This is a genomic window from Pseudoalteromonas sp. UBA2102, from assembly GCF_002331165.1.
In the GTDB taxonomy this organism is placed as follows: Bacteria; Pseudomonadota; Gammaproteobacteria; order Enterobacterales; family Alteromonadaceae; genus Pseudoalteromonas; species Pseudoalteromonas atlantica.
This window is the reverse complement of sequence record NZ_DCYU01000133.1, coordinates 15,946-40,708: the sequence shown is the minus strand read 5'-3', so window position 1 is coordinate 40,708 and position 24,763 is coordinate 15,946. Positions and strand designations below refer to the sequence as shown.

Sequence of the window (24,763 nt, the reverse complement as noted above, 5' to 3'; positions counted from 1 at the left end):
GCTCGATTTTTACTTATTCTTACAGGGATGTAAGTCATTAGAATAACGCAGGAGCAGTTATCGAGTCCACTAGGTTACAAACCTCGCGCCGCGATTAAACCGCCCCTAGTTTGAACAAATTTCAAACTGCAAAGGTCAACAGACCCTATTTGAGTTACTTTTTATGCACCTTGCTCAACACTTAATTTAAACGGCTTTATTAATAAAAATTAAAGCAAAAAAAAGCGGCTTTACTATAAAAGTAAAGCCGCTTACACACACAATGATTGGGTGTAACTGTGATTTTTTACGTTACGCTGGGCTCATAAACTCGTTAATTTGTTCATGAGTCAGTGTAGGTGTAGCACCGGCACTTTCGGCCACCATTGCACCAACTGCACACGCAAAATCAACAGCATGTTGTGCACAATCGCTACTACAAAGCTGATAAATTAACGACCCTAAAAACGAATCCCCCGCGCCTACTGTATCCACAACGCTAATTAAATAACCTGAGTTATAGTAATTTTCGCCTTTAATGGTTAGTAGTGCACCGTGGCTGCCTTTAGTTACACATAAGTATTCGGTGTTAGTTTGCTGTGCAATAAACGCTAAGTTTTGCTCAAGTGAATGGAACTTACAGCCCATTGCCTTGGCAATTTCATAAAGCTCTTCATCGTTTAATTTGATGAAGTCGGCTTTATTCATTAAATCTACTAATGTGTCTAACGTGTAGTGTGGCGCACGTAAATTTACGTCAAACACTTTGAAGTTAGCTACATCAACTAATTGGTTTAATGTAGCAAGTGAGGCTTCGCTTCGGCCAATTAGGCTGCCAAATACAAATACATCACTGGCTTTTACTTTTTCAATAAGTGAGTCTGTAAGCTCGATGTTATCCCACGCAGTGTCGGCAACTATTTCGTAGCTGGCTGAGCCGCTTTTATCTAAGGTAACTTGTACTGTGCTGGTTTTTTTGTCGTTATTAACGCCAATGTATTCGCAGCTTACGCCTTTGCTTTTAATTTCGCCTAGTAGCTCAGTACCCAGTTCATCGTTACCTACAGCGCTTATCATGTCGGCTTTAATGCCCAGTGAGTTAATACGCACACACATGTTAAGCGGCGCGCCGCCTAAGCGTTTATCGTTTGCAAAACAATCCCATAGTACTTCGCCAAAGCAACTTACGCTTACGTCTTTACCTTGTTTAGAATCAATTAAAATGCTCATTATTAGTTACCTTTAGGCTCAAGCACGTTATTCATAATTGCTTTAATTTTGCTAGCCGGTGCGTATAACGCTTCTACATTGTTTTTGTAGTGAGACGTAAAGGCACTTTGCGTATTTAAATCGCCAAATAAGCTAGTTAGCGATAAAAATGCAAGGTCATCAGTCGCCGTTTTAGCCGCGGCTTCATGTAACTCGCTTTGCATTGCATCGATTATTTCAAGCTTATTGCCTTGCTCATCTTCGCCTTTATCGCTGTAAAAACACCATGCAGCAATAACCAGGGTCGCAAGTGATACATCACGGCCATGGGCTAGATTTTCGTTAATAGTGGCAATTAAAAACTTAGGTAGCTTTGCTGCGCTTTCTGAACAAATGCGCGATAAGCTGTCTTTAATGTTTGGATTAGCAAAGCGCTCAATTAGCGTGTCTTTGTAGATTTCAAGATCAATGCCTTCTAATTTTTCTAGGTTAGGCGTTACTTCTCTATCCATAAACGCACGTAAGTACTTAGCAAATAAAGGATCTGATACTGTTTCGTCAATTGTGCCGTAGCCATGTACAGAGCCTAATAAACCCAGTACCGAATGGCCTGCATTTAATAAGCGTATTTTCATGGTCTCAAAAGGTGTTACGTCACTTACAAATTGTGCGCCAACGCTATCCCAATTTGGGCGTCCGCAGCAAAATGAGTCTTCAATTACCCATTGAGTAAACGACTCACAGGTAATTGGCCATTCATCGCTAACACCGTACGCATCAACAACGTAGTCGATATCGCTCTTTTTAGATACTGGCGTAATACGGTCAACCATTGCATTTGGGAAAGTTACGTTAGTAGCAATCCACTCGCTTAGCTCTTTGTCTTGCTCGGCCGCAAAGGCAAGTAGCATTTTACGCGTTACATTACCGTTGTGCTGAATGTTATCGCACGACTGTACTGTAAACGCATCAAGGCCTTGTTCTTTACGTAGCTTTAACGCAGCAGTAATGTAGCCAAACGCCGTAATTGGGTCGTTCGGGTTATTAATGTCGTTAATAATGTCTGGGTTTGAGTAATCAAACTCACCCGTTACTGGGTTAAAGTTATAGCCGCCTTCGGTAATGGTTAACGACACAATATGCGTATCGCTGTGCGCAAGCTTATTAATAACCGCTTGCTTGTCCTCTGGAGCAAACAAAAAGTCAATCATAGAGCCAATAACTTTGTTATCTATTTGCCCGTTTGGGTGTCTTACCGTTAGCGTGTAAAGGTAGTCTTGTTGCTTTAAAATATCGCGCAGACCACGGTTACCTTCTAATAAGCCAACACCACAAATACCCCACTGTTCAGCACCTGGCGTTTTTAATAGCTCGTTAATGTACACCGCTTGGTGAGCACGGTGAAAGCCGCCCACACCAATATGAACTATACCCGCTTTTAGCTTACTACGGTCGTAGTTTGGTGTATCTACATGGCTTGGCATATCTGCCAAGCTTTGTTGGTTTAGCCCTTTAACAAGAGCGTCAGTGTGCTGGTGTTGCGTCATGGTGCGGCCTTACTAAAACAATATTAAAAATTTAAATTAAGATGCAGTATTGAGTGCTTTATGGCGCAATAGCGACCAGTAAGCGGTTGCAAAATAAATAATGGTGCAAATAAAACATGCAATTTCAAACTGAGATTTATTTCCTGCGTAAATGCTCATGCTGTCACTAAAAAACATTACTTGGCTGGCAAAGCCAAAAATAATAAGTAACGAAACAGTCGACACGCCATTTAACACTTTGGTTAGCATTGAGTTATCAACAACCGGAGCTTGAACGTTTTCTGCAAGCCCTGCTTGGTACTCTTTAATGTCTTGCTGCTCTTGCTCTTCTGCTGCAATTTCTTTGCTGTAGTCTTCACCTGCGCCGTACTTTTTAGCCAGTAGCGTGTAAATAACAATGGTGAAAATCCAAGTAGGAATAAATAAGTAGTAAAACGACATTACATCAATCGCATTTAAACCAAAGCCAAACACAAGTGCTAATGCCCAAGAGGCAATGGCCGGTACGCTACGTGTAATGTTTTTGTATTTAGCCCAGTAGCGGGTTAAACCAATTTTAGGAAATAAAACATGCTCGGCAAATACAATGCCGCCTACAGGTACTACTAATAAGCCTGCGTAAGTTAAAAGCGGTAACATTTGCGAAAATACAAACGGGAAACACGCAATTATAACGGTTACAACACCGACAATTGCGGTAGTGCGCTCGCGCGATTGGTCAACAAAAATAGATTGTGCTGCAAGGCCTGCGCGGTAAAGGTTGGCGTTAGCTGTAGTCCAGCCCGCAATAATTACAATAACAAAGCCTGTCCAGCCTAATGCGTGGTAAGCAACGTCACCTGGGTCAAGTGATGAAATAGTTGTTTTAAGTAATACCGCAACACCTGCGCCCATAATACCGGCCGAGATCCATGCTAAGTAATGGCCAAAAAACATACCTACGCCTGAAAACAAACCGTAGCTTTTGCGTTTAGCAAATCTAAAAATTGCCATATCAATTAAGCCAAAGTGGGTAATAGAGTTTGCAGCCCATGCAAAACCAATAACCTCTAATAAGCCAATACCTTTTTCGCCATCAGCGGTGGTACCGGTCCAAATAGAAGAATCCCCTATCGCCATAAAGTCATCAAACCCTGTTAGCGTAGTTACTCCTAATACATGATTAGAAAGCTCAGGGAACAAGGCAAACGAGCCCGCTATAAAAATAACAAATAACCATGGCGCACAAATTTTAGAAAAATCAGCAACGGTTGAAAAACCATACATAGCCACAAATACAACAATAGAGCCAACCGATAATACAATGGCCACAAATGCTAAGCTGTTAGGGTACCAATCGAGTTGCGCGGGTATATCAAACAAAAACCGCACTGCGGTTGCCGATACCGTGATCATGGCGGCGGATATCACACTAAATATGACCACATTTGCCCAGTTATAGAGCTTGGTCATTGAGTTACCCGCAATTTTATTTAGGTAGTTGTATAAACTTAAGCGTGTTTCTACCGCAATTGGAGAGGTAATTAACCACCACGAACACATAGCTAATAGGTTACCAATTAATAAACCTAATAGAATGTCGATGGTTGATGCGCCTAATGCAACAAAGGTTGCACCAATAACAAACTCGGTTGCAGCAACGTGTTCACCAGCGTATAAACCGGCAAAGTGCTTCCAACCATGAAGCTTATGATTAGCAACGGGCAATTGCTCTTCGTTAACATCGTTAAATGTTTGTGTGTGTGGACTTGATGCCATGGTATTTTCCTATTGTTTTAAGCACAGCCCTAACTAACCTGAACTCTGGATAATAAATCTATCTCAAGCAGCTATTTCCAGCGCTAACTACGTTAAATTTACTTGCAATAGGCTAGCTATTGACGCGTAATTTCGCCTTGTTTTCACTGTAAATCTCTGGCTAGAAAAAATAAACATAGATATCACTTTTGATTTAATATGTTAGTAAATCTCTTAACCAAAGTTCAGGTTAACTATTAATTTAAATAAGTGTTTTTTATTTAAATTAATAGTGAGTAAATCACCGTGCCTTTTTATAATGCTACTACTATAACTACTTAATAATTAATGCATTTTTACGTTAAGCTTTGTCAGTGTAATAAAGCTCAACGTTGATATTCTATTACTGTGTTTGTAATGTTGGGTACTGCTTATAAAAGTCATCCCAATGCGTTAAATGCGCTACCTCTGGGTAAGCTTGGTGAACAAAGTTCACTGCATCTTGCATATGCCCACCCCCGCTGTAATGCAAAACCTGCATATTGGCGGCAAGTGCGGCGCACACGCCGGCTTTTGAATCTTCAATCACTAAACAATTTTTTGGCTTTACGCCCATTTGCTCAGCGGCATGTAAAAATAAATCGGGTGCGGGCTTACCATTCTTTACCTCACTTGAGGTAAATACCTTATTAAAGTGCTGCGATAAATTAACCACATTAAGCGCTTTAGCGGTGCGTTTAGGGCTACTGCTTGTTGCAATGCAACAAGGTACAGATAATTGCTCTAGCACGTGTTTAATGCCGTTAGTTGGCATTAATGCAGTTTCGAACTCGTTTAATAATGCTTCTCGGTAATCGGCTTCAAAGCTCTCAGCTAAGATCACGTTAAAGGTATCGAATAAGTTTTGAGTGACTGTTTTAAAATTACAGCCCAAAAAATATTGTTGTACATAGGCTCGGTCAATATTAACGCCAATCTCTGCAAGCATGTTTATTAACACTTGCGCGCTTAATATTTCGCTATCTATAACAACGCCATCACAATCAAAAATAACTAATTCTATTTTAGTATTCATATTGCCCCTTTATATGCACCTAGTTTGGTGCAACCTTGAGTTGAGCATAAGCCCAGCAAGTGAGCATATTCTCTTTATTGTTATAATAAGTCAACATCTTGTTAGTGAAAAACGCACCACAATGGTGAATATTTATTCATTAAATATGAAATTGTCTGTATTTTCATTGATTTCAAAATTGCAATTACGACTAAGGTCGAACATTGCAAAACCGCTATTTAGAAAATAGAAGGCAGCTCACAAATAACAATCTAAATTTGTGATTACCCCAATCTAAACAATCAATTTTACCGAACCCACTTTTGTTAATACACTCGTTAACAGTTAAACAGCCAGCAACACTGCCGGCACTTTTATACAGATGAGGTCGACAATGAATACTCAAAAAAACACGATTAATAATAAATCTACGTTAACGCTAAGCGCATTAGCTTTAGCAATGGCATTACCTGCAAGTGCCGCAACTACCCTTACTAAAGACAACGGCGCAGCTGTTGGCGACAACCAAAACTCTATTACCGCAGGTGAGCGCGGAAGTGTATTACTTGAAGACGTACACCTAATTCAAAAGCTACAACGTTTTGCACGTGAGCGTATTCCTGAGCGTGTAGTGCATGCGCGTGGTACAGGTGCACACGGTGTGTTTGTAGCGTCTAAAGAATTAGATGACTTAACAATTGCTGCACCGTTTGCAGAAGCGGGCAAAGAAACTGACGTATTTGTACGTTTTTCATCAGTAATTCACTCAAAAGGTAGCCCAGAAACACTACGTGACCCACGTGGTTTTGCTACTAAGTTTTACACCGACCAAGGTAACTGGGATTTAGTAGGTAACAATTTACCGGTATTCTTTATTCGCGATGCGATTAAATTTCCAGACATGGTTCACTCGTTAAAGCCATCACCGGTAGATAACATTCAAGATCCTAACCGCTTTTTTGACTTTTTCTCATACGAGCCAGGTTCTACTCACATGTTAACGTGGGTATACAGCGACTACGGTACACCAGCAAGCCTACGTAAAATGGACGGCTGGGGCGTACATGCTTACAAAATGATTAATAAGTCAGGCGATGTTAAATACGTTAAGTTTCACTGGGTAAGCCAACAAGGTATAGACAACCTTGATGCTAAAGAAGTAAACGAAGTGCAAGGTAAAGACTTCCAACACTTAACACGCGACCTATACAGCGAGATTGGTAAAGGCAACTTCCCTAAGTGGGATCTATACATTAAAACCCTTGATCCGTCGCAGTTAGATGACTTTGACTACAACCCATTAGATGCAACAAAAATGTGGTTAGACGTTAAAGAAACTAAAGTAGGCACCATGACCCTAAACCGTATGCCAACTAACTTCTTCCAATCTACAGAACAAGTTGCAATGGCACCGGCAAATGTAATTCCGGGTATTGAGCCATCTGAAGACAGACTATTACAAGGGCGTGTTTTCTCTTACGCCGATACGCAAATGTACCGCTTAGGTGCTAACCACCAACAATTGCCAATTAACCGTGCAAAAGTTGAAGTGGTTAACTACAACCAAGACGGCGCAATGAACTACGGTAATACAACAAGTAACGTGAACTACCAACCAAGTCACGAAAACGTTGCAGAAAACCCAATTGCACGCAGAAGTAACACAGAGCTTAAAGGCTACGTACAACAAGCAGCAATTAAAAAGCAGCAAAACTTTGCTCAAGCGGGTGTACTTTACCGCAGCTTTAGCAAGCAAGAGCGCACTAACTTAGTTAACAACTTAGCCGGTGATTTAGGCAAAGTGAAAGACAGCAAAGTTATGCACAAAATGCTTAGCCACTTCTACAAAGCAGATAGCGAATACGGTACACGCTTAACTAACGCTGTAAACGGCGACATGAAACAAGTTAAGCAACTAGCCGCTAAGCTTTAATATTTTACCCAACCTGTGAGTTATTGAGGAAAGCCTAGCTTTCCTCTTTTTTAAAAAGGTAAACAGTATGCGTAAATTACTTATTATATTTACTTTAGTGATGAGCTTTTCAAGCTTTGCCAATGAGCCACAAAGCGCTGTAACAGAACAAAGCACCGCCCAGTCGCAATACGACAGCTTACTTGCTTATTACTTTGCAGCCGCACGCACCGACGACACCGCCGTAATAACGCAATTTGTTGATGCTGGCATTCCTATTAATAGTTACAACAACAAAGGTTACACCGCGCTAATGATTGCCACCTACCACGGCAATAAAAATACGGTAAACACCTTATTGCAACTAGGCGCTAATGCATGCCTTGAAGACAACCGCGGTAACACAGCCCTAATGGCCGCCATATTTAGAGGCGAATTTAGCATAGCTAAAACACTTGTAGGCCTTGATTGCGATAACGCACATCAAAACAAAGCCGGTCAAACAGCCGAGCAATTTGCACAAAGATTTGGCCAACAAAAAGTGCTCGACTTATTAGCACAGGTAAACAGTAAATCTAATTAACCAACTTTTAATTACCCCCTAGCCCATTATTGTTAGTGACATTAAGGCTACATTAGCAGCCAATAACAAGGCTCTAGCAAAATAAGTAGTACCCTTGAGTTATTTAAACCTTCCTCTCGCCCCATTTCATCTGGGGCGTGGTTTAATACCAACGCCAATAAATAGCTGATCTATTTTACTTGCTAAAACAACTCATTTCTTTGTTGTAATTTTCGTCGAGGGAACAACCATTTACATCAATCTACGCCTAAACTGAATTGTTTTTTCTGGGTGAAATTTAGAACACATACTTAATGGGGTTGGTATAAACAACGCACGCCCCTCTTGCTGAGACTGGTCTAACCAGCTATTATTTTTACCTGTGTACTTTATATGGGAAATAATAATTCTAATGACCGCACCACACTTTGAGCACGTCACTATAACCTGTAACGACAGGCAAACTCTAAGCGCACACCTATTTACACCCACCAGCGCTATTAAAGGTGCGGTGATGATTGCCCCTGCAACCGGTATAAAGCAGCAGTTTTATGCAAACTTTGCTACTTACTTACAGCAACATGGCTTTGGCGTTGTTACGTTTGATAACAGTGGCATTGGCCAATCGCTTAACCGCAGCATTAAAAAAAGCAAAGCCAGTTTACAAAGTTGGGGTGAGCAAGACATGCCTGCGGTGCTTGAGCATTTGCAAAGGGTATTTCCTAATACTCAGTATCATTTAGTGGGTCATAGCGCCGGCGGGCAATTAGTGGGGCTAATGCATAACGCTAACGAGCTAAGCTCCGCGTTTAATTTTGCTTGCTCGTCGGGTAAATTAACTAATATGAGCTTAGCGTATCAGGTTAAAGCGCACTTTTTTATGAATGGGGTTATTCCTCTTAGTAATGCCTTGTTTGGTCATACTAAATCGCAGTGGTTTGGCATGGGCGAGCCACTACCTAAAGGCGTAGCTAAACAATGGCGCAAATGGTGTAACGCCCAAGGGTATGTGCAATCAGCATTTGGTGATACCGTATTCCAACACTGTTACAACACGCTTTCTATGCCCTCAATATGGGTTAATGCTACCGATGACGATATTGCTAACAATGCAAATGTTGCCGATATGCTCTCGGTTTTTCCTAAATTAAAAGCACAAACCCTAACCTTAAACCCACACGACTATGGTTTGAAGGAAATTGGCCATATGAAATTTTTTAGCAAAAAATCTGACGGATTATGGCCACTTGCGCTTAACTGGCTAAACAAACACAGTTAAAAAAGGATGCGTTTACTCCGTAAATTTGCACCGTTAATTTACGGCGTTAATTTGCTTTTTAACTGGTTTTTCACGCGTTACGAAATAGCACACGAGTGAGCCGCCAGTTACCATTATTACTCCTTGCCAAAACGAGGCACTAAGGGTAATTGATAAATAAAGCGCCGAAATAATCGCTGAAAAAACCGGCGTAAAATACGAAAGCGTACCAAGCAACATTAAGTTACCGCCAATAATAGCTTGGTTCCAAAGAGCATACCCACTGCCAACAACCACACCAGCTAGCACAAGCGTTACGGTCGCGTGCAGTGTAAAGGTCATTTTTGGCTCGTCACTTAATCCATACAACACCCATAAGCTTAGTGCCGTGGCGATAAAAAACAGCACAATGGCATTTTGCCCATTGCTATTTTTTTGAGTAATTACACAGTAAACAGACCAAATAAAAGGTGCTACAAACGCCAACAAGTAGGCCGTTGGGTTACTGGCAAAATTGCCCATAATACTATTAAGTGATAACCCACTATCGCCACCAACGCACCAAGCCACACCAAAAAAAGCAAGCAGCATACCGGGGTAAATCCAAACACTTACTTTACTACGGTTAACTATAATACTGAGCAAAATGGTAAGTGTGGGCCATAAATAATTTATAACCGCCATTTCTACCGCTTGGTGGCGATTATTAGCAAGCCCTACAAACAGCGCTAAACACACCTCGTAAAGTGCAAATAAAGCAGTACCCCAAATAATATAGCGCTTATTAAACCCAGCAAACTTAGGCCGCCCCATTACCAAAATTAAAAACAGCGCGCTTACACTGTACATGAGTGCCGCCCCTCCTATGGGGCCAAATAACTCCGAAACATCCCTGAGCAGAGCCACTAAACAACTCCATAATAAAATAGCGGCAATGCCATAAAGCGTGTATTTATGATTAGAAAAAAAGTCCATCAACTACCTAAAAGTACTACTTACGTTTGACGTTACGCTAACAGTAATTAGTGGGTTAAACAATTGTTGCTCATCATTTATTGTTATAAAGATGTTTTTGGCCTGTACTTAAGTGTTTGACCTTTTGGTCAGTAAAGTTACAATCATTCAACACGTTAAAAACAGCATCGCCATAATGAGCACACAAACAAAGCCAAATAAAAAAGAACTCACCCGAGTAAAAAACCAAACATTAATACTCGATGCCGCCGAGCAATTGTTTTCTCAGCTTGGTTACGATGGCACCAGTATGAGTATGGTTGCCAAAGAAGCAGGCGTTCCTAAGGCCAATATTTTATATTATTTTAAAAGCAAAGACGGCCTATACGAAAACGTAATAGACCGCATTATCGCGCACTGGAACTTAGGCTTAGATAACGTAACCCCTGAGGACGACCCTGCACATGTGCTGTATCACTATATTAAAAGCAAAGTCATACTTGCCGTAAACCAGCCGCTGCAATCACGTTTATTTGCCAGTGAAATACTGCGCGGCGCTCCTTATTTGCAAAACTACTTTAGAACCAACACACGCCCGTGGGTAAAACAAAAGGTAGGCGTGTTTCAGGCCTGGATAGATGCAAACAAAATGGATAATGTTGACCCTTACCATTTATTATTTACCATTTGGTCAACTACGCAGTACTACGCCGATTTTCAGGCCGAAGTGCTACTGGTAATGAACAAGTTAGAATACGACGAAACCGATGTGGCACAAATAACGCAATCAACTGCCCACATAATTTTAAAAGGTATTGGTTTAAAAATACCTGAGCACAGTGAGGCTTAACCCATGGATAACTTTACCACCCCAGACTTATTTGACGATCACCGCAATAGCGTACAAGTAGCCGACAGCGGCCTGCGCCACTTTGGTAAAAAAACCACATTTAGTGGCCAAGCAGTTACCGTTACCTGCCCAGACGATAACTCGTTTGCCGCAGACATACTGCATGAAAACGGCAAGGGTAAAGTACTGGTTATTGACGGCTTTGCTAGCAAACGCTTTGCTTTTATAGGCGATATTATGGCGGAGCGCGCGTTAAAAAACGGCTGGGAAGGCGTGATTATTAACGGCTGTTGCCGTGACATTGAAATACTTGCCACTATGGATTTGCCGGTTATGGCACTTGGCTCTACCCCGCGCAGTACATTAAAGCGTGGCTTTGGAGATAAAAATCAAACAGTGACCATGCTTAGTACCACAATTAACCCTAACGATTGGCTATACGCCGATGTAAATGGCTTAATTATTAGCCCTAACGCATTACTATAAACGCCACACTTGCAACCAAGTTGGTGCAATCACGCACCAACTTGGTTGTTTTCACCTCTAAATTACACCTTCTTTAATACTTATATTTTTATAAATATCTGCTAAACCCCATACAAACCAAACAAAACCTGACCGAACGGACAACTTTATTGCATTTGGCATTGCTTTTGCTTAGCTTTTAGGCAATATAATAGCTAACCGATTAAAAAGCGGATCAGGCTCTGTAAAATAAAAATAAGATGTTACGCAGTGGGCTGAAAAATAATAATAAGTAATTCGTCTTTTTAATCACCCTAAATCTGATTATAACCAGTTGGTCAGATTTACTTTATAACGAGTGGTGATATGAGTACCAAAACACATAATAATTTTACCGGTATTTTTTGTGACCATGGCCCTAACGCATGGCAAACACAAACCCACGGCACACTTGTAAATAAGCGCCTTGCGGTAAAAGATGTATTTGCAGTTAAAGGCGAGCGCAACAGCGCAGGTAACCCAAGCTGGTTTAAAGCAGCAAAACCTGCACAGCAAACAGCAAGTGCCGTAAACAAACTAATGAATGAGGGTTGTCGCTTTACAGGCTTTACCCATACCGATGAGCTGGCCTACAGCTTAGAGGGCAATAACATTCACTATGGTGCAGCACAAAACCCAAAACTTAAAGGCCATGCAAGTGGCGGCTCAAGTATGGGTTCGGCTGCAGCTGTAGCGGCTAACTTAGCCGATATTGGCTTAGGCACTGATACTGGTGGCTCTATTAGAATACCGGCAAGTTATTGTGGCTTATTTGGCATAAGGCCAAGCCATAACGTAATTGAAAAAGATGGCCTAATACCGCTAGCGCCCCCATTTGATACCATTGGCTGGCTTACGCAAAATGCAGAGCTGCTAAGCGATGTAGGCAATGTACTGTTACCAAATCAAGCTATTAATAACGTTGATACTTTAGTTATTTGCGAGCCATTATTTGAGCTGGTTGACCCTGCTTTACAAGCCCCGCTTAAACAACTGCTTGAAAAAACCAAACCTTATTTTAAACACCATAAAGAATTTGAACTGCCTAACAGCAGCTTATTAAGCGAACTGGCTGACAGCTTTAGAATACTGCAAGGGCGAGCAATCGCAAAAACGCATAAAGATTGGCTTCAATTGCCAGGGCAACTTCCCCAGTTTGCTCCGGCAATTGCGGCACGTTTTAACATGGCGCTTGCTCTAACCGCCCAAGAAGAACAAGAAGCACTAAATGTACAAACCCAATGGCAAACACTAATCGCTAAAAACCTAAACACAAACAGTTGTTTATTTTTGCCAACCACACCCACAACTGCACCTAAATTGGGCGCCGACACAAGCGCCTTACGTATGCAAATAATCACCTTATCGGCCATTGCGGGCTTGAGCCGCTCGGCGCAAGTACACTTACCATTGGCTAATTTAGAAAATGGCCACCCGTATGGGTTTTCATTAATGATGAGCCACGGCAACGATAAAAGCCTACTTGCCTGCGTACAACAATTAGCTGCCCACTTTAAACAGGACACACTTGCATGAGCACACACAACATTGCCTTTACTGCCCCGCATTTTGCAGCAACCGAGGCAGGCACCTTAATACTAAAACAAGGCGGTACAGCCACCGAAGCCATGGTAGCGGCAGCGGCTGCTATTAGCGTGGTATATCCACATATGAACTCAATTGGCGGCGACAGTTTTTGGCTTATTGATAACCCAAACCAAAGTATACCCACTGCCATTGATGCCTGCGGGCGCGCACCAAACGATATAAGCGCCTATAGCAATGAGCCACACATACCAGAGCGCGGCGGTTTAAGCGCGCTTACTCAGGCTGCAACACTTCGCGGCTGGCAAAAAGCCCTTGCGGTAGATGAGCACGCTGCTCTTTCGCTAAGTACTATTTTAGCCCCAGCCATAAAGCTCGCGCGCGATGGCTTTACAGTATCTAAAAGCTTGCAAGCAGGCTGCGAAAAGCTTGCCACCGCTTCAAACACTAACGCTGCCTTTAAAGAACTTTACATACCTAATGGTAAACCGTTGCAAGCGGGCCAACATTTTAAAAACCCAGAACTTGCCAGTACCTTTGAGCACTTAGCCGAGCATGGCTTAAACGCCTTTTACCAAGGCCCTTTAGCAGAGTCGTTTGCAAACGATTTAGCTGCCGCAGGCAGTGCAATTACACGCGCTGATATTGCCAATACGCAGGCCGATTTAGTAACGCCGCTCAGTGCTAATTTATCGGGCATACAGTGTTATAACTTACCCGCCCCCACGCAAGGCGTGCATTCTCTGCAAATAATTGGCGCTGTTAATAAACTAAAACATTTAGCCAAAACAGAGGCCGATTGGATGCACTTAATTGTTGAAGCAACCAAACAAAGCTTTACGCACCGCCCTACACTTTGGGCAGACCCAGACGCGCTTGGCGATGATTATAAAAACGCATTAACTGATGAGCGCTTAAATGCGCTTGCCAGCAATATAGATATGAGCCAAGCCAAGCAATGGCCATTTAATGCAGAGCCCGGCGATACCGTCTGGATGGCCGCACGTGATAAAAACGGCCAACTAGTGAGCTTTATTCAAAGTGTTTACTGGGAATTTGGTAGCGGCATTTTGATGAGCGAAGGCGGCTTTGTGTGGAATAACCGCGGTTTAAGTTTTAGTTTAAATAGCAACGATGCCAATGCCTTAAAAGCGCATAAAAAACCGGCTCATACACTCAACCCTGCTTTGGCAAAATTTGACGATGGTAGGCGCCTTGCCTACGGCACCATGGGCGGCGAAGGCCAGCCACAAACACAAGCTGCAGTATTTAGTGGGTACGCATGGCGTAATAAATCAATTACCCAAGCAGTAAGCGATCCGCGTTGGTTATTAGGGCGCACCTGGGGCGATACAAGCACAAATTTAAAGGTAGAGCAAAGCTTAGTAATTCAAGTTAAACATGAATTAAATCAACGTGACCACGACTGGGTAAGCGTTGATAATAACAATGAAATGATGGGTCATGCAGGTGCCATTTTAGATACGCCTACCAGCCTTGAAGCAGCCACCGATCCTCGTTCAGATGGTCGCGCAACAGTAACTACAGCAGGAACACAATGACAGAAATAATAAATCAATGGCCGATTATAGCGGCCTTAATAGCAACCGGTATTTTTGCAGGTATTTTAGCAGGCCTATTTGGTGTAGGCGGCGGCATAGTAATTGTGCCTGTGCTGTACTTTTTACTACAAGGCTTTGGCGTAAGCCCTGAGTCGGCCATGATGATAGCCACCGCGACATCGCTTGCCACCATAGTGCCTACTTCTATTTCGTCGATTCGCTCGCACCATGCCAAGGGCAATATCGACCTTGCTTTAATTAAATACTGGGCCCCGTTTATTTTGGTAATGGCCGTTATATGTAGCTACTTAGCTCATTCTATACGCGGTAATGCATTGGTACTTATGTTTGCCTGTATTGCCATTTTAGTAAGTTTAAACATGTTATTTAGAGCCGGCGCGCCTGCCCTTGTTAGTAAATTACCAGGTAAATTTGGCCAAGGCATTATGGCAAGTATTGTAGGTGGTTTATCGGTAATGATTGGCATAGGTGGCGGCACTATTGGCGTACCCATGCTAAACGCGTTTAACGTACGTGCTCATGTTGCCGTTGGCACCGCTGCTGTATTTGGCTTATTAATTGCGCTACCGGGCGTTATTACTTTATTAAGTATTGGTACTACACCCACCGATGCGCCGCTTGGCACGTGGGGCCTTGTAAACCTACCTGCTTTTATACTTATTATTCCGCTTACTATTTTGTTTGCCCCTATTGGCGTAAAAATTGGTAGCAAGCTAGATCAAAAACAATTAAAACGCGCCTTTGCCGTTGTATTAATGATAACGGGCATTCGTATGCTTATTCAGACTCTGGGAGCCTAAAACATGTTTAGCGACACGCAAATTCAAACTTTAAATCCGCCACAGCGATTACTCATGGGCCCAGGCCCAATAAATGCAGATCCACGTGTGCTACGTGCTATGTCGGCGCAGCTAATTGGCCAATACGACCCAGTAATGACCGGTTTTATGAACGAAACCATGGCCCGCTATCGCGAAATTTTTAAAACCAAAAACGAATGGACCATGTTAGTTGATGGTACATCGCGCGCAGGCATAGAAGCCGTTTTATGCTCTATTTTACGCCCAGGCGATAAAGTACTGGTGCCCATTATGGGCCGCTTTGGCCACTTGCTTGCTGAAATAGCCGAGCGCGTAGGCGCAAAAGTACACACCATAGAAGTTCCGTGGGGCGAGGTATTTACCCCCGAACAAATAGAAAAAGCCATTGTTGATGTAAAACCCCATGTACTTGCTATGGTACAGGGCGATACCTCTACAACCATGAACCAACCCCTTGAACACATTGGCGATATTTGCCAAAAGCACGACGTATTATTTTACTGCGATGCCACCGCTTCGATTGTAGGTAACGATTTACCCGCCGATGAGTGGAAACTCGATGCGCTTTCGGTTGGTTTGCAAAAATGTTTAGGTGGCCCGTCTGGCTCTGCCCCTTTAACACTGAGCGATAAATGCGCCGATTGGATCCAAAAACGCAAAAAAGTAGAAGCGGGTATTCGTACCGCGCAGCATACCGACGGCACCGAGCCATTTGTACGCTCAAACTATTTTGATTTAGGCATGATCATGAATTACTGGGGCGAAGAGCGCCTTAACCACCACACCGAAGCCACCAGCATGCTGTATTGCGCATCAGAATGTGCTCGCATTGTTATTGAAGAAGGCGTAGATAACTGCGTTGCCCGCCACAAGTTACACGGCGATGCCATGCTAACGGGTATTCAAGCGCTGGGCTTAAACGTATTTGGCGACTTAAACCATAAAATGAACAACGTAGTGGGTGTTTATATACCCGAGGGCATTAATGCTGACCACGTACGCGGACAAATGCTAACCGACTTTGGTATTGAAATTGGCACCTCGTTTGGGCCGCTGCATGGCAAAATTTGGCGTATTGGCACCATGGGTTACAACGCCCGTAAAGATGCCGTATTACAAACATTGGCAAGCCTAGATGCCTGCTTACACGCCAACGGCTATAAAGGCCCTAAAGGCGAAGCCGCTATTGCCGCCCTTGCCCATTATAAGTAAAAAAAGGATTTAGCATGACGATTGCAAGCCCCCTCCATGAGCCATTATTAAACAGTGAGCTGGCTAATAAATTTGCCGCGCGCGCGTTATTGCGCTGTAAAACGCTCAGTGGCCTATCGCAAATGCAAGGTGGCATTCACCGTGTGTATTTATCTAAAGAGCACAAAGAGTGTAACCGTGTAACTGCCGCGTGGATGGCTGAGGCGGGCATGCAATCGTGGCAAGACGAAGTCGGCAATTTATGGGGGCGCTTAGCATCATCTAACCCAAACGCTAAACGATTAATTATTGGCTCACACCTAGACACCGTACCAAACGCCGGTGCATTTGATGGTATTTTAGGTGTGCTACTCGGTATTGAAATAGCCGCCCTTGCACACACGCTTAAGCTTGATTTACCATTTCATTTAGATGTAGTGGGCTTTTGTGATGAAGAAGGCACCCGCTTTGCCACCACGTTAATTGGCTCAAAAGCACTGGCGAACGAGTTTGACCCCCAGTGGTTAAATATACAAGATACAAACGGCATTAGTATGCGCCAAGCCATGCTTGATTTTGGCCTAAACCCTGATGATTACGCTAAAGCCGCCCTTAACAAAAACGAATTACTCGGTTATTGGGAAACCCACATAGAGCAAGGCCCAGTGCTTCAATCGGTAAACCAGGCGCTAGGCGTAGTAACCGCTATTGCTGGCGCCAAACGCGCTATGATCACCCTAACAGGCCTAAGCGGCCATGCAGGCACTACGCCAATGAACTTACGCCAAGATTCGTTAGTTGGCTGCGCCGAGCTTACCCTTGCCATAGAGCAGCTAGCAAAAAACGCGAGTAATGGTGAAGTAGCCACCGTAGGGCAAATTCATGCTCGCCCAGGCGCTACAAATGTTATTGCCGGTAAAACGACTATAAGCCTAGATGCACGCGCACAAAATGATGCCGACCTAGCAGTATTACTTAATGCAATACATACCCGCGCCGATCAAATTGCAACATCGCGTAACTTAACGCTTGATTGGCAGTGGACACATGCGGCCGACGCCGTAGCATGCGACACTCAAATTCAGCAATTGTTTAGCAGTGCCTGTAAATTGAATAACCAAGCCTCACCTTCACTTGCCTCTGGCGCTGGGCACGATGCCATGGCTATTGCCCCTATTTGCCCAGTGGGCATGCTATTTATACGCAGCCCTGGCGGGATAAGCCATCACCCCGCAGAAGCTGTTATTGATGAGGATGTAACAAAAGCCCTTAGCGTAATGTACAGCGCACTCATGCTGTATGTAAAAGAGTTAGAAAAGTAACTAACGGTTGTGTATCCGCAGGGTAGGCTATGTGCTGTTAGCTTAGCCCTGCGTATTAAACGGGGCTGTAGTTATTAATTAAAGCCAGTATTTAAAGAGGGAGTTTAAAACTTAATTAAGGCTTAAGCCAAGCTCATTTAAACTCGCTTCAAAGCGCTGCCATTTTCTATTTATTTTACGCTTAGCCGATGAGCTCACGTAATTACTAATAGGAAAAAACTCAGTATTACCAATATCATCAACAACAACACACCGCTCAATGGTACCGTTATTATTAACACACGCTATGTTGCGTGGTTTTATTTCTTTGGTGATCACTAAATTGTGCAATAAATAATCTTTTAAATTTAATAGTGGCTCGGCTAAGGCTTCACTATTTGGCTGATTTAAATAATATTCTAGCGTTTTAGCCGGCTGATTATTTGCATCAATCACTAGGTCAAACACGTACCCTTTGCCAATATTGGTGTGTACCGTACCATGGTATCGCGCTAACAACTGCCACTGAATGTTCCGGTTACTAAGTCGCTTATAATAAGCCAGCTCTTGCTCTTGCGAAAACCCTTCATGGCTTACTTTTATACATAAATTATGTGCCTCAGGATGCCTGTAACACGTTCTATGCGCCCCTTTACCTACAATTAAATCGTCGTTCAATGAGATCAAACCAATTTTCGTCCTAACGTAAATTTACAAATACCAATTCGCTTAATTAAGTAACCTGTTTTGAGGATTGGTATAAAACGAGGTAAATAACACGCCTTAAAATTGCACGCTTAGTATTTACATCTATTAATGCAGCTTTTTTAATACTATGTCAGTAATAAAGTAGGTACATTCGTTAAATAAGCCGGCCATTTTAACTATAAATTAGGGTTTATCAAGGTAAATTAAGAAAGCAGTGGGTATACAAGCGACTAAAATAACCTTACGAAATAAGTATCACACTAGGCTGGGTTATAATTAAATAAACCAAAAGTGTATGCAGCCATACATTTGTTAATTAGCGCGCTTCGACCTAATAATAAGCATTCATAATTAGCTTAATAAAAAACGAATACGTATACTTTGATATTTTGGAAATGGAGAACATAGGATGTTAAAAAACATTCTATTTTTAATAGGTTGCATACTAATAACTATTGCAGCATGGCTTGTTTTTCAAGCTTTTGGTCAACACACTTTTTCAATAATGCTAATAATTTCTGCTGTAGTAATTATCAAAATTGGCTGGACTAAACTTAAGCATCGAAAGTAATCTCTCGTCTATTTGGCCATTCAACATACTTACTAAGGTTTGAATGTTAATGGCTATATACCGCACAACTATATAGCCATTTTTTTTACTTAAGCCTATTAAACCTTAGCTTAGTTACTCAATCGTTACTTTTGCATCACTTACCCATGTTTCGGTTATCGCCTCTTCGTTTTTATCAACCAAATACGCGCGTATGCTTACGGGGTCGTTATTGCTCTGTTTGTAGTCAAACGCTAATCGCCATTGGTTGGTACCCACTATTGGGTAAGCACCAATTGGCTCAAGTATTTCGCCGTTACTGGCTTCAACAATAGGCTTTATGCCACTTTCTCTATCTAGGCCTTTAAATACTGGCCCTTCAAAATCAATCACCATTTTGTTTACGCCTTCAGGAATAGGCTGGCCAGGAATTCCGCCCTGGCCTTGGCGAGTATTAACAACGCTTGCTAGGTTTTTTGATTTTGGATCGAGTGGACGCCACTCAATATCATAAGAAAAGGTAAACTCATCGCCTTTACGTACCTCTTTTTCAGGCACCCAATAGGCAACAATGTTATCAAACGTTTCATCTTTAGTTGGGATTTCGATTAGCTGCACAGCGCCTCTCCCCCAATCGCCCGTAGGCTTGATCCACGCTGATGAACGCTTATTGTAAAACACGCCGTCGTCTTGGTAGTTATTAAAGTCACGGTCTCTTTGGATTAAACCAAAGCCTTTAGGGTTCTCATCAATAAAGCTATTGGTCGACACCGACTGCGGATTATTTAACGGTCGCCAAATATACTGGCCCGACCCAGTATGAATCGCTAAGCCATCGCTGTCGTGAATTTCTGGGCGCCAGTCTTTCGCTACCGTTTTATCTTTTTCTGAGTACCAGTACATGCTGGTTAGCGGCGCTATACCTAAGCGCTCAACATCGGCGCGCATATACAAATTAGCACTTACAGAGGTAACATGCCCTTTGGCCTCTTTGTTGTCTTTACTTAAACCAAACCGATAAGCACCTGTAACAGAGGGCCCCTCAAGCAAAGCCCACACAGACATGCTCTCACCTTTATTTTCTGCAGGGCCTAACCAAAATGCCGAAAAGCGAGGAAACTCTTCTGGCTCACTCATACCGGTATTTATTGCAATACCGCGAGCCGACAACCCATATTGCCCCTGAGGGCCATCAGTTCTAAAATAAGACGCCCCCAAAAACGATATCCAATCTGGTTTTATATCGGGGCGCATAATTCTAAAGCCTGCAAACCCAAATCCTTCTGGTAGGTCGTGGGCAGGGCTATCTTCAGGCATATCAAAAAGCGCATTACTAAAAGGCAGTTCTTTAACGTTGTTTTTATCATCTCTGATGAAAATACTTACCGGCTCAGGAAAATATCGCCCAGGGTAAAATAATTGTACCGGTGCCTTTTTGCCATTTGGGTAGAGGGTTTCATCTTCTTTAAAGCGTATTTTCCAATGTTCGTCATAGGTAATTTTATCAATAAGCTCAGGTGCTGGCACTTCCACAGGCGTATAGGGCTTTTTGGCAGAGGCTTTTGCCATTGCTTTTAAATCTTCAAAAGTAAACTTAGCACTTGCTTGTGCTTGCGCCGCGTGTAACGACACAGAGGAGGCAATAATAGCGGCAATAAATAACTTTAACTTCATAAAAAGTATCTCTAATAAAGGGAGTCTAAAAATAAGCGCCCAGTACGAACGCCTAACTTAAAATGCGTGTAAAGATATTACACACCGCAATATGAACTCGCGTTTACTAAAATAACGTTATTTGGCGAAGCTTCTATGCTTAGCTGTGTTTGGGGAATTGTGTTTGAATAGCTGTATTTAATAAATGCGGCTGATATAGCTTTTACTTAGTTTAAGCCAGTTAGTGCTTTAAAATCGAAATACTGATCTGTGCGTCGCTGCTACGCTCAGTATAAATACCTGACTAGTAAAAGCCTCATAAAATTAGCTAATTAGTATGGTGTTCAGCCAGTTATTTACTAATGTCTTTTCGATATTTTGTTATACCGCTGGCTATTTCTTTCCACCAGTTGTTAGCCCCAAAATGCAATAACTTGTACTTAGTTGGTTTAACTCTGCCTGCGTTTGCAATTATTAACTTTGATAACTGCTCAATATCATAGCCAGTCCACTCAGGTATTGGCTGTGCAAAATTCTGATTAACAGCAGGGTAAACCTCATTCCAGTAGATATACTCTAATTCTAAAATTGAATACTTAGATTTAGCACACGTAGCTATAGCGTTTTCTAGCTCATCAGATGGCTCAATATCCATCCAAAACATTTGCAACGCATCCCAAATAGGTTTTCTATCTTCTGAATCTAATCGTGGATTATCCATAAGCCACTAACGCCTTGTAAAGTTTAAAAATAAAACCTGCCATTAATAACAAAGTGAACTATTTTCTGTGTTCAGCTATTTAAGTATGCTTGTTATTGCTACAGGTTAAATAGCTTTTCGCATTTTATTTAATAACTCGTAGCATGCTTTATACAACAGTATTTCCATGTCTTTTGTATGATACAAAGGGCCCCAGCGAAAGAACCCTCTTAAGCTAAACTGTTTGGCAATAAATTCGCGCCATGTAATAGACTTGGAAACACTAAACGTTTTAATCGTCTTGTTGTGCTCAATGTTATACAAGCGCGACACTAATTTAACTTTTGGTCGCCAAAAAAGCGGAATAATAGCAGTATCAAAATCCACAGTGAATGCATCGCCACCATGCAAAGTAACTATAACCACATCTAAACCAATATCTGACTTTTTGGGCTCTTTAATAGACGAAATACTATGAAGGCAAAAAACCTCTTCAAGCTTTTGGTACATATGATCTTCAAGTGAATCGCCCGTTATATAAAAAAACGACTCTACCTTAGAAAAGTGGCTATTATTAACTACAGCTAACGATCCCAAATAAACATTGGGCTTTTCAGCGCTAAACCAATCAAGTAACAAATTCAAACTCCTTTTTACTTTTGCCAAATAAATAGGCTGTAAGATTGTTGGTTAAGGTTAGAGTGAGAAAGCAAAACCAGCAGCTTAGGTTCTACTTAACAATTTTTTATTACGCTTTATTTTCTTACTACGTAATTGAATACCAAGTAGCGTACCTAGTAAAACAGCGATTACATGCAGCAAAGCAGAAATTAAATATGTTAAAGGCTCCATTGTTATTTCTAACAAAATAGATAGTAAGTCACCGACACTTAAGTTAATAAACCAATAAACAGCCGCAACTAAAAAGGCTTGTTTATACGGACTCACTGTTTGCTTACAGCCTAAATAGCAATAAACAATTAAAGAGGCACCAAACCTGAGGACGTAATGGGTATAAATGTGTGATGTGCTTTAAGCCATCTCATCAAAGCCAACAATCTTTGTTGCTATTGTTGATAGAGCAACTAGCAATAAATACAAGCTTACTGAAAAGAGTAAAACCCTAGTGTATTTCACGATAATCCTTTAGTAATATAATTAGGCTGTAGAATAGCTCCAACAGCCTAATTATATTAAAAGAAGTAATTTTACAATCTCAACGCAACAATTTTACGGCTTAAAATAGCTGGTTAAAATAAGCTAGGTAATAATAAAAAAGCTAGTTATTAGAGTTTGGTAGCTTGTACATATTTACAGCACTGTCTTAGCAAGGCCTCTGCGGACTCTTTGTTAGATGGATCGTGTTTACTCGAACCAAGTTCAACACCTATTGCCGTATAAACACTGCTATTTAATTGTAAAAATTTAGTTTGATTAGGTGCAATTATTAGCTGTTTTGTATTACTCCATACCCCTGTGAGTGGGCTCCAGCTAATTTTTAAATCATAGTTACCCGCCGGTAATTTTATGTAAGAAAAAGTATTGTTTGGTAGTGCTACGATTTTTTTATCATTTATACTTACACGCATATCCGATGCCGCTGGTGGGGTAAACAACCTATGGAATACCAAAACACTATGTTCTTCATTTGGTTGAGGTAGCTGTACCTGGTCAAAAGTTAAAGCATTTCTTGGGGCTGAAGCACAACCACTTAAAAATAATAGTAAGCAAAAATATATATAACGCATAAGCACCTATGAGATTTAAATTCTAACGAGTATGTAGATTAACTCGTTTTTTATTTGTTTTTGTTAATAAGCAAACAATAGCCGAGTTCCTATTTTGGTTCAATTGATTACTGTATTTTTACGCAGAATATAAAAAGAGCTTGGTGTTGTTTTAATTGGCGTTTTGGAATGTATGTATTTAGCACGTAATTAGCTAAAGCACTAGTTAGATAAGCGAGCCTTAACATAATGATGAAACAGGCCCGCTGGAGTGTTTATGATAAAACGAATTGGTTAGTGATTTACTTTACATCAAAATTAACATGATCAAAGTAAGGGTTACTCTCACGCGCTTTAAGTAGACTAATTGTAGTGAGCACAATAAGCTTTAGCTCGCCATTTACGTTAATGGCAATGCACTCTTGTTTGAGTGCATTGCGTTTTGTATCAGTTGCTACACCACATACACTATCACCATTTTTTAAAATAAGCTCAACGCTTAAATGGTGCATACAGGCAATTTCGATGTAATCGTAATGGTTGCAACTGATCATAACGTCCTCTTGATATATTATTTAGCTGGCTTAAGTAGCATTAAAGTGGCAATAACAATTAAGTTGCCTACATACCATAAATCTTTGATTACAAATTGCCCTAAACGCTCTAGTAACGTGCTTGAGCTAAACGCGCCGTTTGCGGTAATTAAAAATGTTTGGGTCATTAAAAATACACTTAAACACGCTAAGCCACTAACAATAATAAGCTTTTTATTATTAAGTAAAATGCCTATGCCAAGTAACACTGCAAATAATACATCAAACCCACCAATTACGTTTGATGCGCCTTGTACGCTAAATACCGTGTATAACCACGACATAAACGGTGAGGTTTCTACTAGGCCTACAATGGCTTTGGCTTCAAACTCATAAAATTTCATGCCGCCAATCCACAGTAAAACCATAGCAACCGGTATAAAGTTTAAAAGTACGTGTTGTTTGTCTGTTAGCTTATTTTTATAAAACAAAAATAAATACAAAGGGATGGTAGCAAAGTATTTAATTATGCCTTGCCCACTGCCAATAATTGGAAAGCCGCCTAACTGTGCCATCCAGCGGTTACTCGCAAATAGGGTAAGCAAAGGCACTATGCTAACAACTAATGCGAGTATAACTGCAGGTACAGGCTTTATTAATTTAAGGTGCGCAGCTAAGGTGGTGACTGCCAACGCGATCATCGCGGTGCCTGTGAGCAAACCTAATGTATTGTTACTGAGTAAGGTATCAAGTTCATAAAAACTAAAGGTAGCTGAGAGTGTGTTTGGGTTTGCACCTAAAGCAAACGATACACCAAGTAATGCAAAGCTGAGTGTAAGTAAAAAGGTGAGTGCGTTATTTGTGTGTGTTATGTTCATTGTGTGC

Annotated in this window: 22 protein-coding genes; 10 read left to right on the top strand and 12 right to left on the bottom strand. The window is 41.6% G+C overall.

Translation table 11 applies throughout. From position 1 onward, the window contains the following. Positions 1 to 291: 291 nt before the first annotated feature. From B2R65_RS17280 to B2R65_RS17265, 4 genes are all read right to left on the bottom strand, one after another. A complete protein-coding gene (locus tag B2R65_RS17280; RefSeq protein WP_024032786.1) occupies positions 292 to 1,209 on the bottom strand; it encodes a carbohydrate kinase family protein in 918 nt (305 codons plus the stop codon). Positions 1,210 to 1,211: 2 nt separating this feature from the next. Next, complete coding sequence (locus B2R65_RS17275; protein ID WP_248461835.1) at positions 1,212 to 2,735, bottom strand: mannitol dehydrogenase family protein; 1,524 nt, start codon at positions 2,733 to 2,735, stop codon at positions 1,212 to 1,214. A 36-nt stretch (positions 2,736 to 2,771) separates the two neighbouring features. Next, the gene (locus B2R65_RS17270) at positions 2,772 to 4,493 is read right to left on the bottom strand and encodes a purine-cytosine permease family protein (protein WP_029772305.1); all 1,722 of its coding nucleotides are present in this window, start codon (positions 4,491 to 4,493) and stop codon (positions 2,772 to 2,774) included. A 382-nt stretch (positions 4,494 to 4,875) separates the two neighbouring features. Further along, complete coding sequence (locus B2R65_RS17265) at positions 4,876 to 5,547, bottom strand: HAD family hydrolase (RefSeq protein ID WP_286744729.1); 672 nt, start codon at positions 5,545 to 5,547, stop codon at positions 4,876 to 4,878. Between the two features lie 373 nt (positions 5,548 to 5,920). Between B2R65_RS17265 and B2R65_RS17260 the strand changes: the two genes are divergently transcribed. The 3 genes from B2R65_RS17260 (at position 5,921) to B2R65_RS17250 (ending at position 9,279) form a co-directional block, all read left to right on the top strand. Then, positions 5,921 to 7,459 carry a catalase gene (locus tag B2R65_RS17260; RefSeq protein ID WP_004587093.1) on the top strand — a complete coding sequence of 513 codons (1,539 nt, stop codon included), beginning with the start codon at positions 5,921 to 5,923 and terminating at the stop codon, positions 7,457 to 7,459. 67 nt (positions 7,460 to 7,526) lie between these two features. After that, entirely contained in the window at positions 7,527 to 8,021 is a 495-nt protein-coding gene (locus B2R65_RS17255) for an ankyrin repeat domain-containing protein (RefSeq protein WP_286744726.1), read from the top strand. A 391-nt stretch (positions 8,022 to 8,412) separates the two neighbouring features. Then, a complete protein-coding gene (locus B2R65_RS17250; RefSeq protein WP_286744724.1) occupies positions 8,413 to 9,279 on the top strand; it encodes an alpha/beta hydrolase family protein in 867 nt (288 codons plus the stop codon). A gap of 33 nt (positions 9,280 to 9,312) precedes the next feature. Here B2R65_RS17250 and yddG read toward each other — a convergent pair whose 3' ends face one another. Continuing rightward, the gene (gene yddG, locus B2R65_RS17245) at positions 9,313 to 10,233 is read right to left on the bottom strand and encodes an aromatic amino acid DMT transporter YddG (RefSeq protein ID WP_024032801.1); all 921 of its coding nucleotides are present in this window, start codon (positions 10,231 to 10,233) and stop codon (positions 9,313 to 9,315) included. Positions 10,234 to 10,408: 175 nt separating this feature from the next. On the opposite strand from yddG, the gene B2R65_RS17240 reads away from it, so the two are divergent. From B2R65_RS17240 to B2R65_RS17210, 7 genes are all read left to right on the top strand, one after another. Beyond that, positions 10,409 to 11,062, top strand: a complete 654-nt coding sequence (locus B2R65_RS17240) for a TetR/AcrR family transcriptional regulator (RefSeq protein ID WP_055255474.1) — start codon at positions 10,409 to 10,411, stop codon at positions 11,060 to 11,062. Between the two features lie 3 nt (positions 11,063 to 11,065). Continuing rightward, positions 11,066 to 11,548: a putative 4-hydroxy-4-methyl-2-oxoglutarate aldolase gene (locus B2R65_RS17235; RefSeq protein ID WP_054981718.1), complete on the top strand. Its 483-nt coding sequence runs from the start codon at positions 11,066 to 11,068 to the stop codon at positions 11,546 to 11,548. Between the two features lie 345 nt (positions 11,549 to 11,893). Further along, positions 11,894 to 13,102 carry an amidase family protein gene (locus B2R65_RS17230; RefSeq protein WP_273611303.1) on the top strand — a complete coding sequence of 403 codons (1,209 nt, stop codon included), beginning with the start codon at positions 11,894 to 11,896 and terminating at the stop codon, positions 13,100 to 13,102. After that, entirely contained in the window at positions 13,099 to 14,673 is a 1,575-nt protein-coding gene (locus tag B2R65_RS17225; RefSeq protein ID WP_286744718.1) for a gamma-glutamyltransferase family protein, read from the top strand. The genes B2R65_RS17230 and B2R65_RS17225 overlap by 4 nt, the downstream gene beginning before the upstream one ends. After that, positions 14,670 to 15,494, top strand: coding sequence for a sulfite exporter TauE/SafE family protein (locus B2R65_RS17220; RefSeq protein WP_004587085.1), 825 nt, complete (start codon positions 14,670 to 14,672; stop codon positions 15,492 to 15,494). The genes B2R65_RS17225 and B2R65_RS17220 overlap by 4 nt, the downstream gene beginning before the upstream one ends. A gap of 3 nt (positions 15,495 to 15,497) precedes the next feature. After that, the gene (locus B2R65_RS17215; RefSeq protein WP_004587084.1) at positions 15,498 to 16,727 is read left to right on the top strand and encodes a pyridoxal-phosphate-dependent aminotransferase family protein; all 1,230 of its coding nucleotides are present in this window, start codon (positions 15,498 to 15,500) and stop codon (positions 16,725 to 16,727) included. Positions 16,728 to 16,741: 14 nt separating this feature from the next. Beyond that, positions 16,742 to 18,028, top strand: coding sequence for an allantoate amidohydrolase (locus tag B2R65_RS17210; protein ID WP_286744714.1), 1,287 nt, complete (start codon positions 16,742 to 16,744; stop codon positions 18,026 to 18,028). Positions 18,029 to 18,139: 111 nt separating this feature from the next. Here B2R65_RS17210 and B2R65_RS17205 read toward each other — a convergent pair whose 3' ends face one another. The 7 genes from B2R65_RS17205 to B2R65_RS17175 all read right to left on the bottom strand — a co-directional run bounded on the left by B2R65_RS17205 (position 18,140) and on the right by B2R65_RS17175 (position 24,756). Then, positions 18,140 to 18,694, bottom strand: coding sequence for a YrbL family protein (locus tag B2R65_RS17205; RefSeq protein ID WP_286744711.1), 555 nt, complete (start codon positions 18,692 to 18,694; stop codon positions 18,140 to 18,142). Positions 18,695 to 19,400: 706 nt separating this feature from the next. Beyond that, positions 19,401 to 20,939 carry an OpgD/OpgG family glucan biosynthesis protein gene (locus tag B2R65_RS17200; protein ID WP_256850867.1) on the bottom strand — a complete coding sequence of 513 codons (1,539 nt, stop codon included), beginning with the start codon at positions 20,937 to 20,939 and terminating at the stop codon, positions 19,401 to 19,403. A 331-nt stretch (positions 20,940 to 21,270) separates the two neighbouring features. Next, positions 21,271 to 21,639, bottom strand: coding sequence for a DUF7079 family protein (locus B2R65_RS17195; protein ID WP_121638329.1), 369 nt, complete (start codon positions 21,637 to 21,639; stop codon positions 21,271 to 21,273). A gap of 105 nt (positions 21,640 to 21,744) precedes the next feature. Continuing rightward, positions 21,745 to 22,257, bottom strand: coding sequence for a hypothetical protein (locus B2R65_RS17190; RefSeq protein ID WP_286744706.1), 513 nt, complete (start codon positions 22,255 to 22,257; stop codon positions 21,745 to 21,747). A 647-nt stretch (positions 22,258 to 22,904) separates the two neighbouring features. Then, the gene (locus tag B2R65_RS17185) at positions 22,905 to 23,366 is read right to left on the bottom strand and encodes a hypothetical protein (protein ID WP_121638327.1); all 462 of its coding nucleotides are present in this window, start codon (positions 23,364 to 23,366) and stop codon (positions 22,905 to 22,907) included. A 281-nt stretch (positions 23,367 to 23,647) separates the two neighbouring features. Then, on the bottom strand, positions 23,648 to 23,899 hold the full coding sequence (locus B2R65_RS17180; protein WP_004587073.1) for a Rho-binding antiterminator: 252 nt from the start codon (positions 23,897 to 23,899) through the stop codon (positions 23,648 to 23,650). Between the two features lie 17 nt (positions 23,900 to 23,916). After that, the gene (locus tag B2R65_RS17175; RefSeq protein ID WP_286744700.1) at positions 23,917 to 24,756 is read right to left on the bottom strand and encodes a DUF417 family protein; all 840 of its coding nucleotides are present in this window, start codon (positions 24,754 to 24,756) and stop codon (positions 23,917 to 23,919) included. Positions 24,757 to 24,763: the final 7 nt, after the last annotated feature.

Bases quoted from the DNA above. Each gene is read 5' to 3' on its own strand.
- B2R65_RS17280 (WP_024032786.1), bottom strand. From the start codon at position 1,209: ATGAGCATTTTAATTGATTCTAAACAAGGTAAAGACGTAAGCGTAAGT.
- B2R65_RS17275 (WP_248461835.1), bottom strand. From the start codon at position 2,735: ATGACGCAACACCAGCACACTGACGCTCTTGTTAAAGGGCTAAACCAA.
- B2R65_RS17270 (WP_029772305.1), bottom strand. From the start codon at position 4,493: ATGGCATCAAGTCCACACACACAAACATTTAACGATGTTAACGAAGAG.
- B2R65_RS17265 (WP_286744729.1), bottom strand. From the start codon at position 5,547: ATGAATACTAAAATAGAATTAGTTATTTTTGATTGTGATGGCGTTGTT.
- B2R65_RS17260 (WP_004587093.1), top strand. From the start codon at position 5,921: ATGAATACTCAAAAAAACACGATTAATAATAAATCTACGTTAACGCTA.
- B2R65_RS17255 (WP_286744726.1), top strand. From the start codon at position 7,527: ATGCGTAAATTACTTATTATATTTACTTTAGTGATGAGCTTTTCAAGC.
- B2R65_RS17250 (WP_286744724.1), top strand. From the start codon at position 8,413: ATGACCGCACCACACTTTGAGCACGTCACTATAACCTGTAACGACAGG.
- yddG (WP_024032801.1), bottom strand. From the start codon at position 10,233: ATGGACTTTTTTTCTAATCATAAATACACGCTTTATGGCATTGCCGCT.
- B2R65_RS17240 (WP_055255474.1), top strand. From the start codon at position 10,409: ATGAGCACACAAACAAAGCCAAATAAAAAAGAACTCACCCGAGTAAAA.
- B2R65_RS17235 (WP_054981718.1), top strand. From the start codon at position 11,066: ATGGATAACTTTACCACCCCAGACTTATTTGACGATCACCGCAATAGC.
- B2R65_RS17230 (WP_273611303.1), top strand. From the start codon at position 11,894: ATGAGTACCAAAACACATAATAATTTTACCGGTATTTTTTGTGACCAT.
- B2R65_RS17225 (WP_286744718.1), top strand. From the start codon at position 13,099: ATGAGCACACACAACATTGCCTTTACTGCCCCGCATTTTGCAGCAACC.
- B2R65_RS17220 (WP_004587085.1), top strand. From the start codon at position 14,670: ATGACAGAAATAATAAATCAATGGCCGATTATAGCGGCCTTAATAGCA.
- B2R65_RS17215 (WP_004587084.1), top strand. From the start codon at position 15,498: ATGTTTAGCGACACGCAAATTCAAACTTTAAATCCGCCACAGCGATTA.
- B2R65_RS17210 (WP_286744714.1), top strand. From the start codon at position 16,742: ATGACGATTGCAAGCCCCCTCCATGAGCCATTATTAAACAGTGAGCTG.
- B2R65_RS17200 (WP_256850867.1), bottom strand. From the start codon at position 20,939: ATGAAGTTAAAGTTATTTATTGCCGCTATTATTGCCTCCTCTGTGTCG.
- B2R65_RS17195 (WP_121638329.1), bottom strand. From the start codon at position 21,639: ATGGATAATCCACGATTAGATTCAGAAGATAGAAAACCTATTTGGGAT.
- B2R65_RS17185 (WP_121638327.1), bottom strand. From the start codon at position 23,366: ATGCGTTATATATATTTTTGCTTACTATTATTTTTAAGTGGTTGTGCT.
- B2R65_RS17180 (WP_004587073.1), bottom strand. From the start codon at position 23,899: ATGATCAGTTGCAACCATTACGATTACATCGAAATTGCCTGTATGCAC.
- B2R65_RS17175 (WP_286744700.1), bottom strand. From the start codon at position 24,756: ATGAACATAACACACACAAATAACGCACTCACCTTTTTACTTACACTC.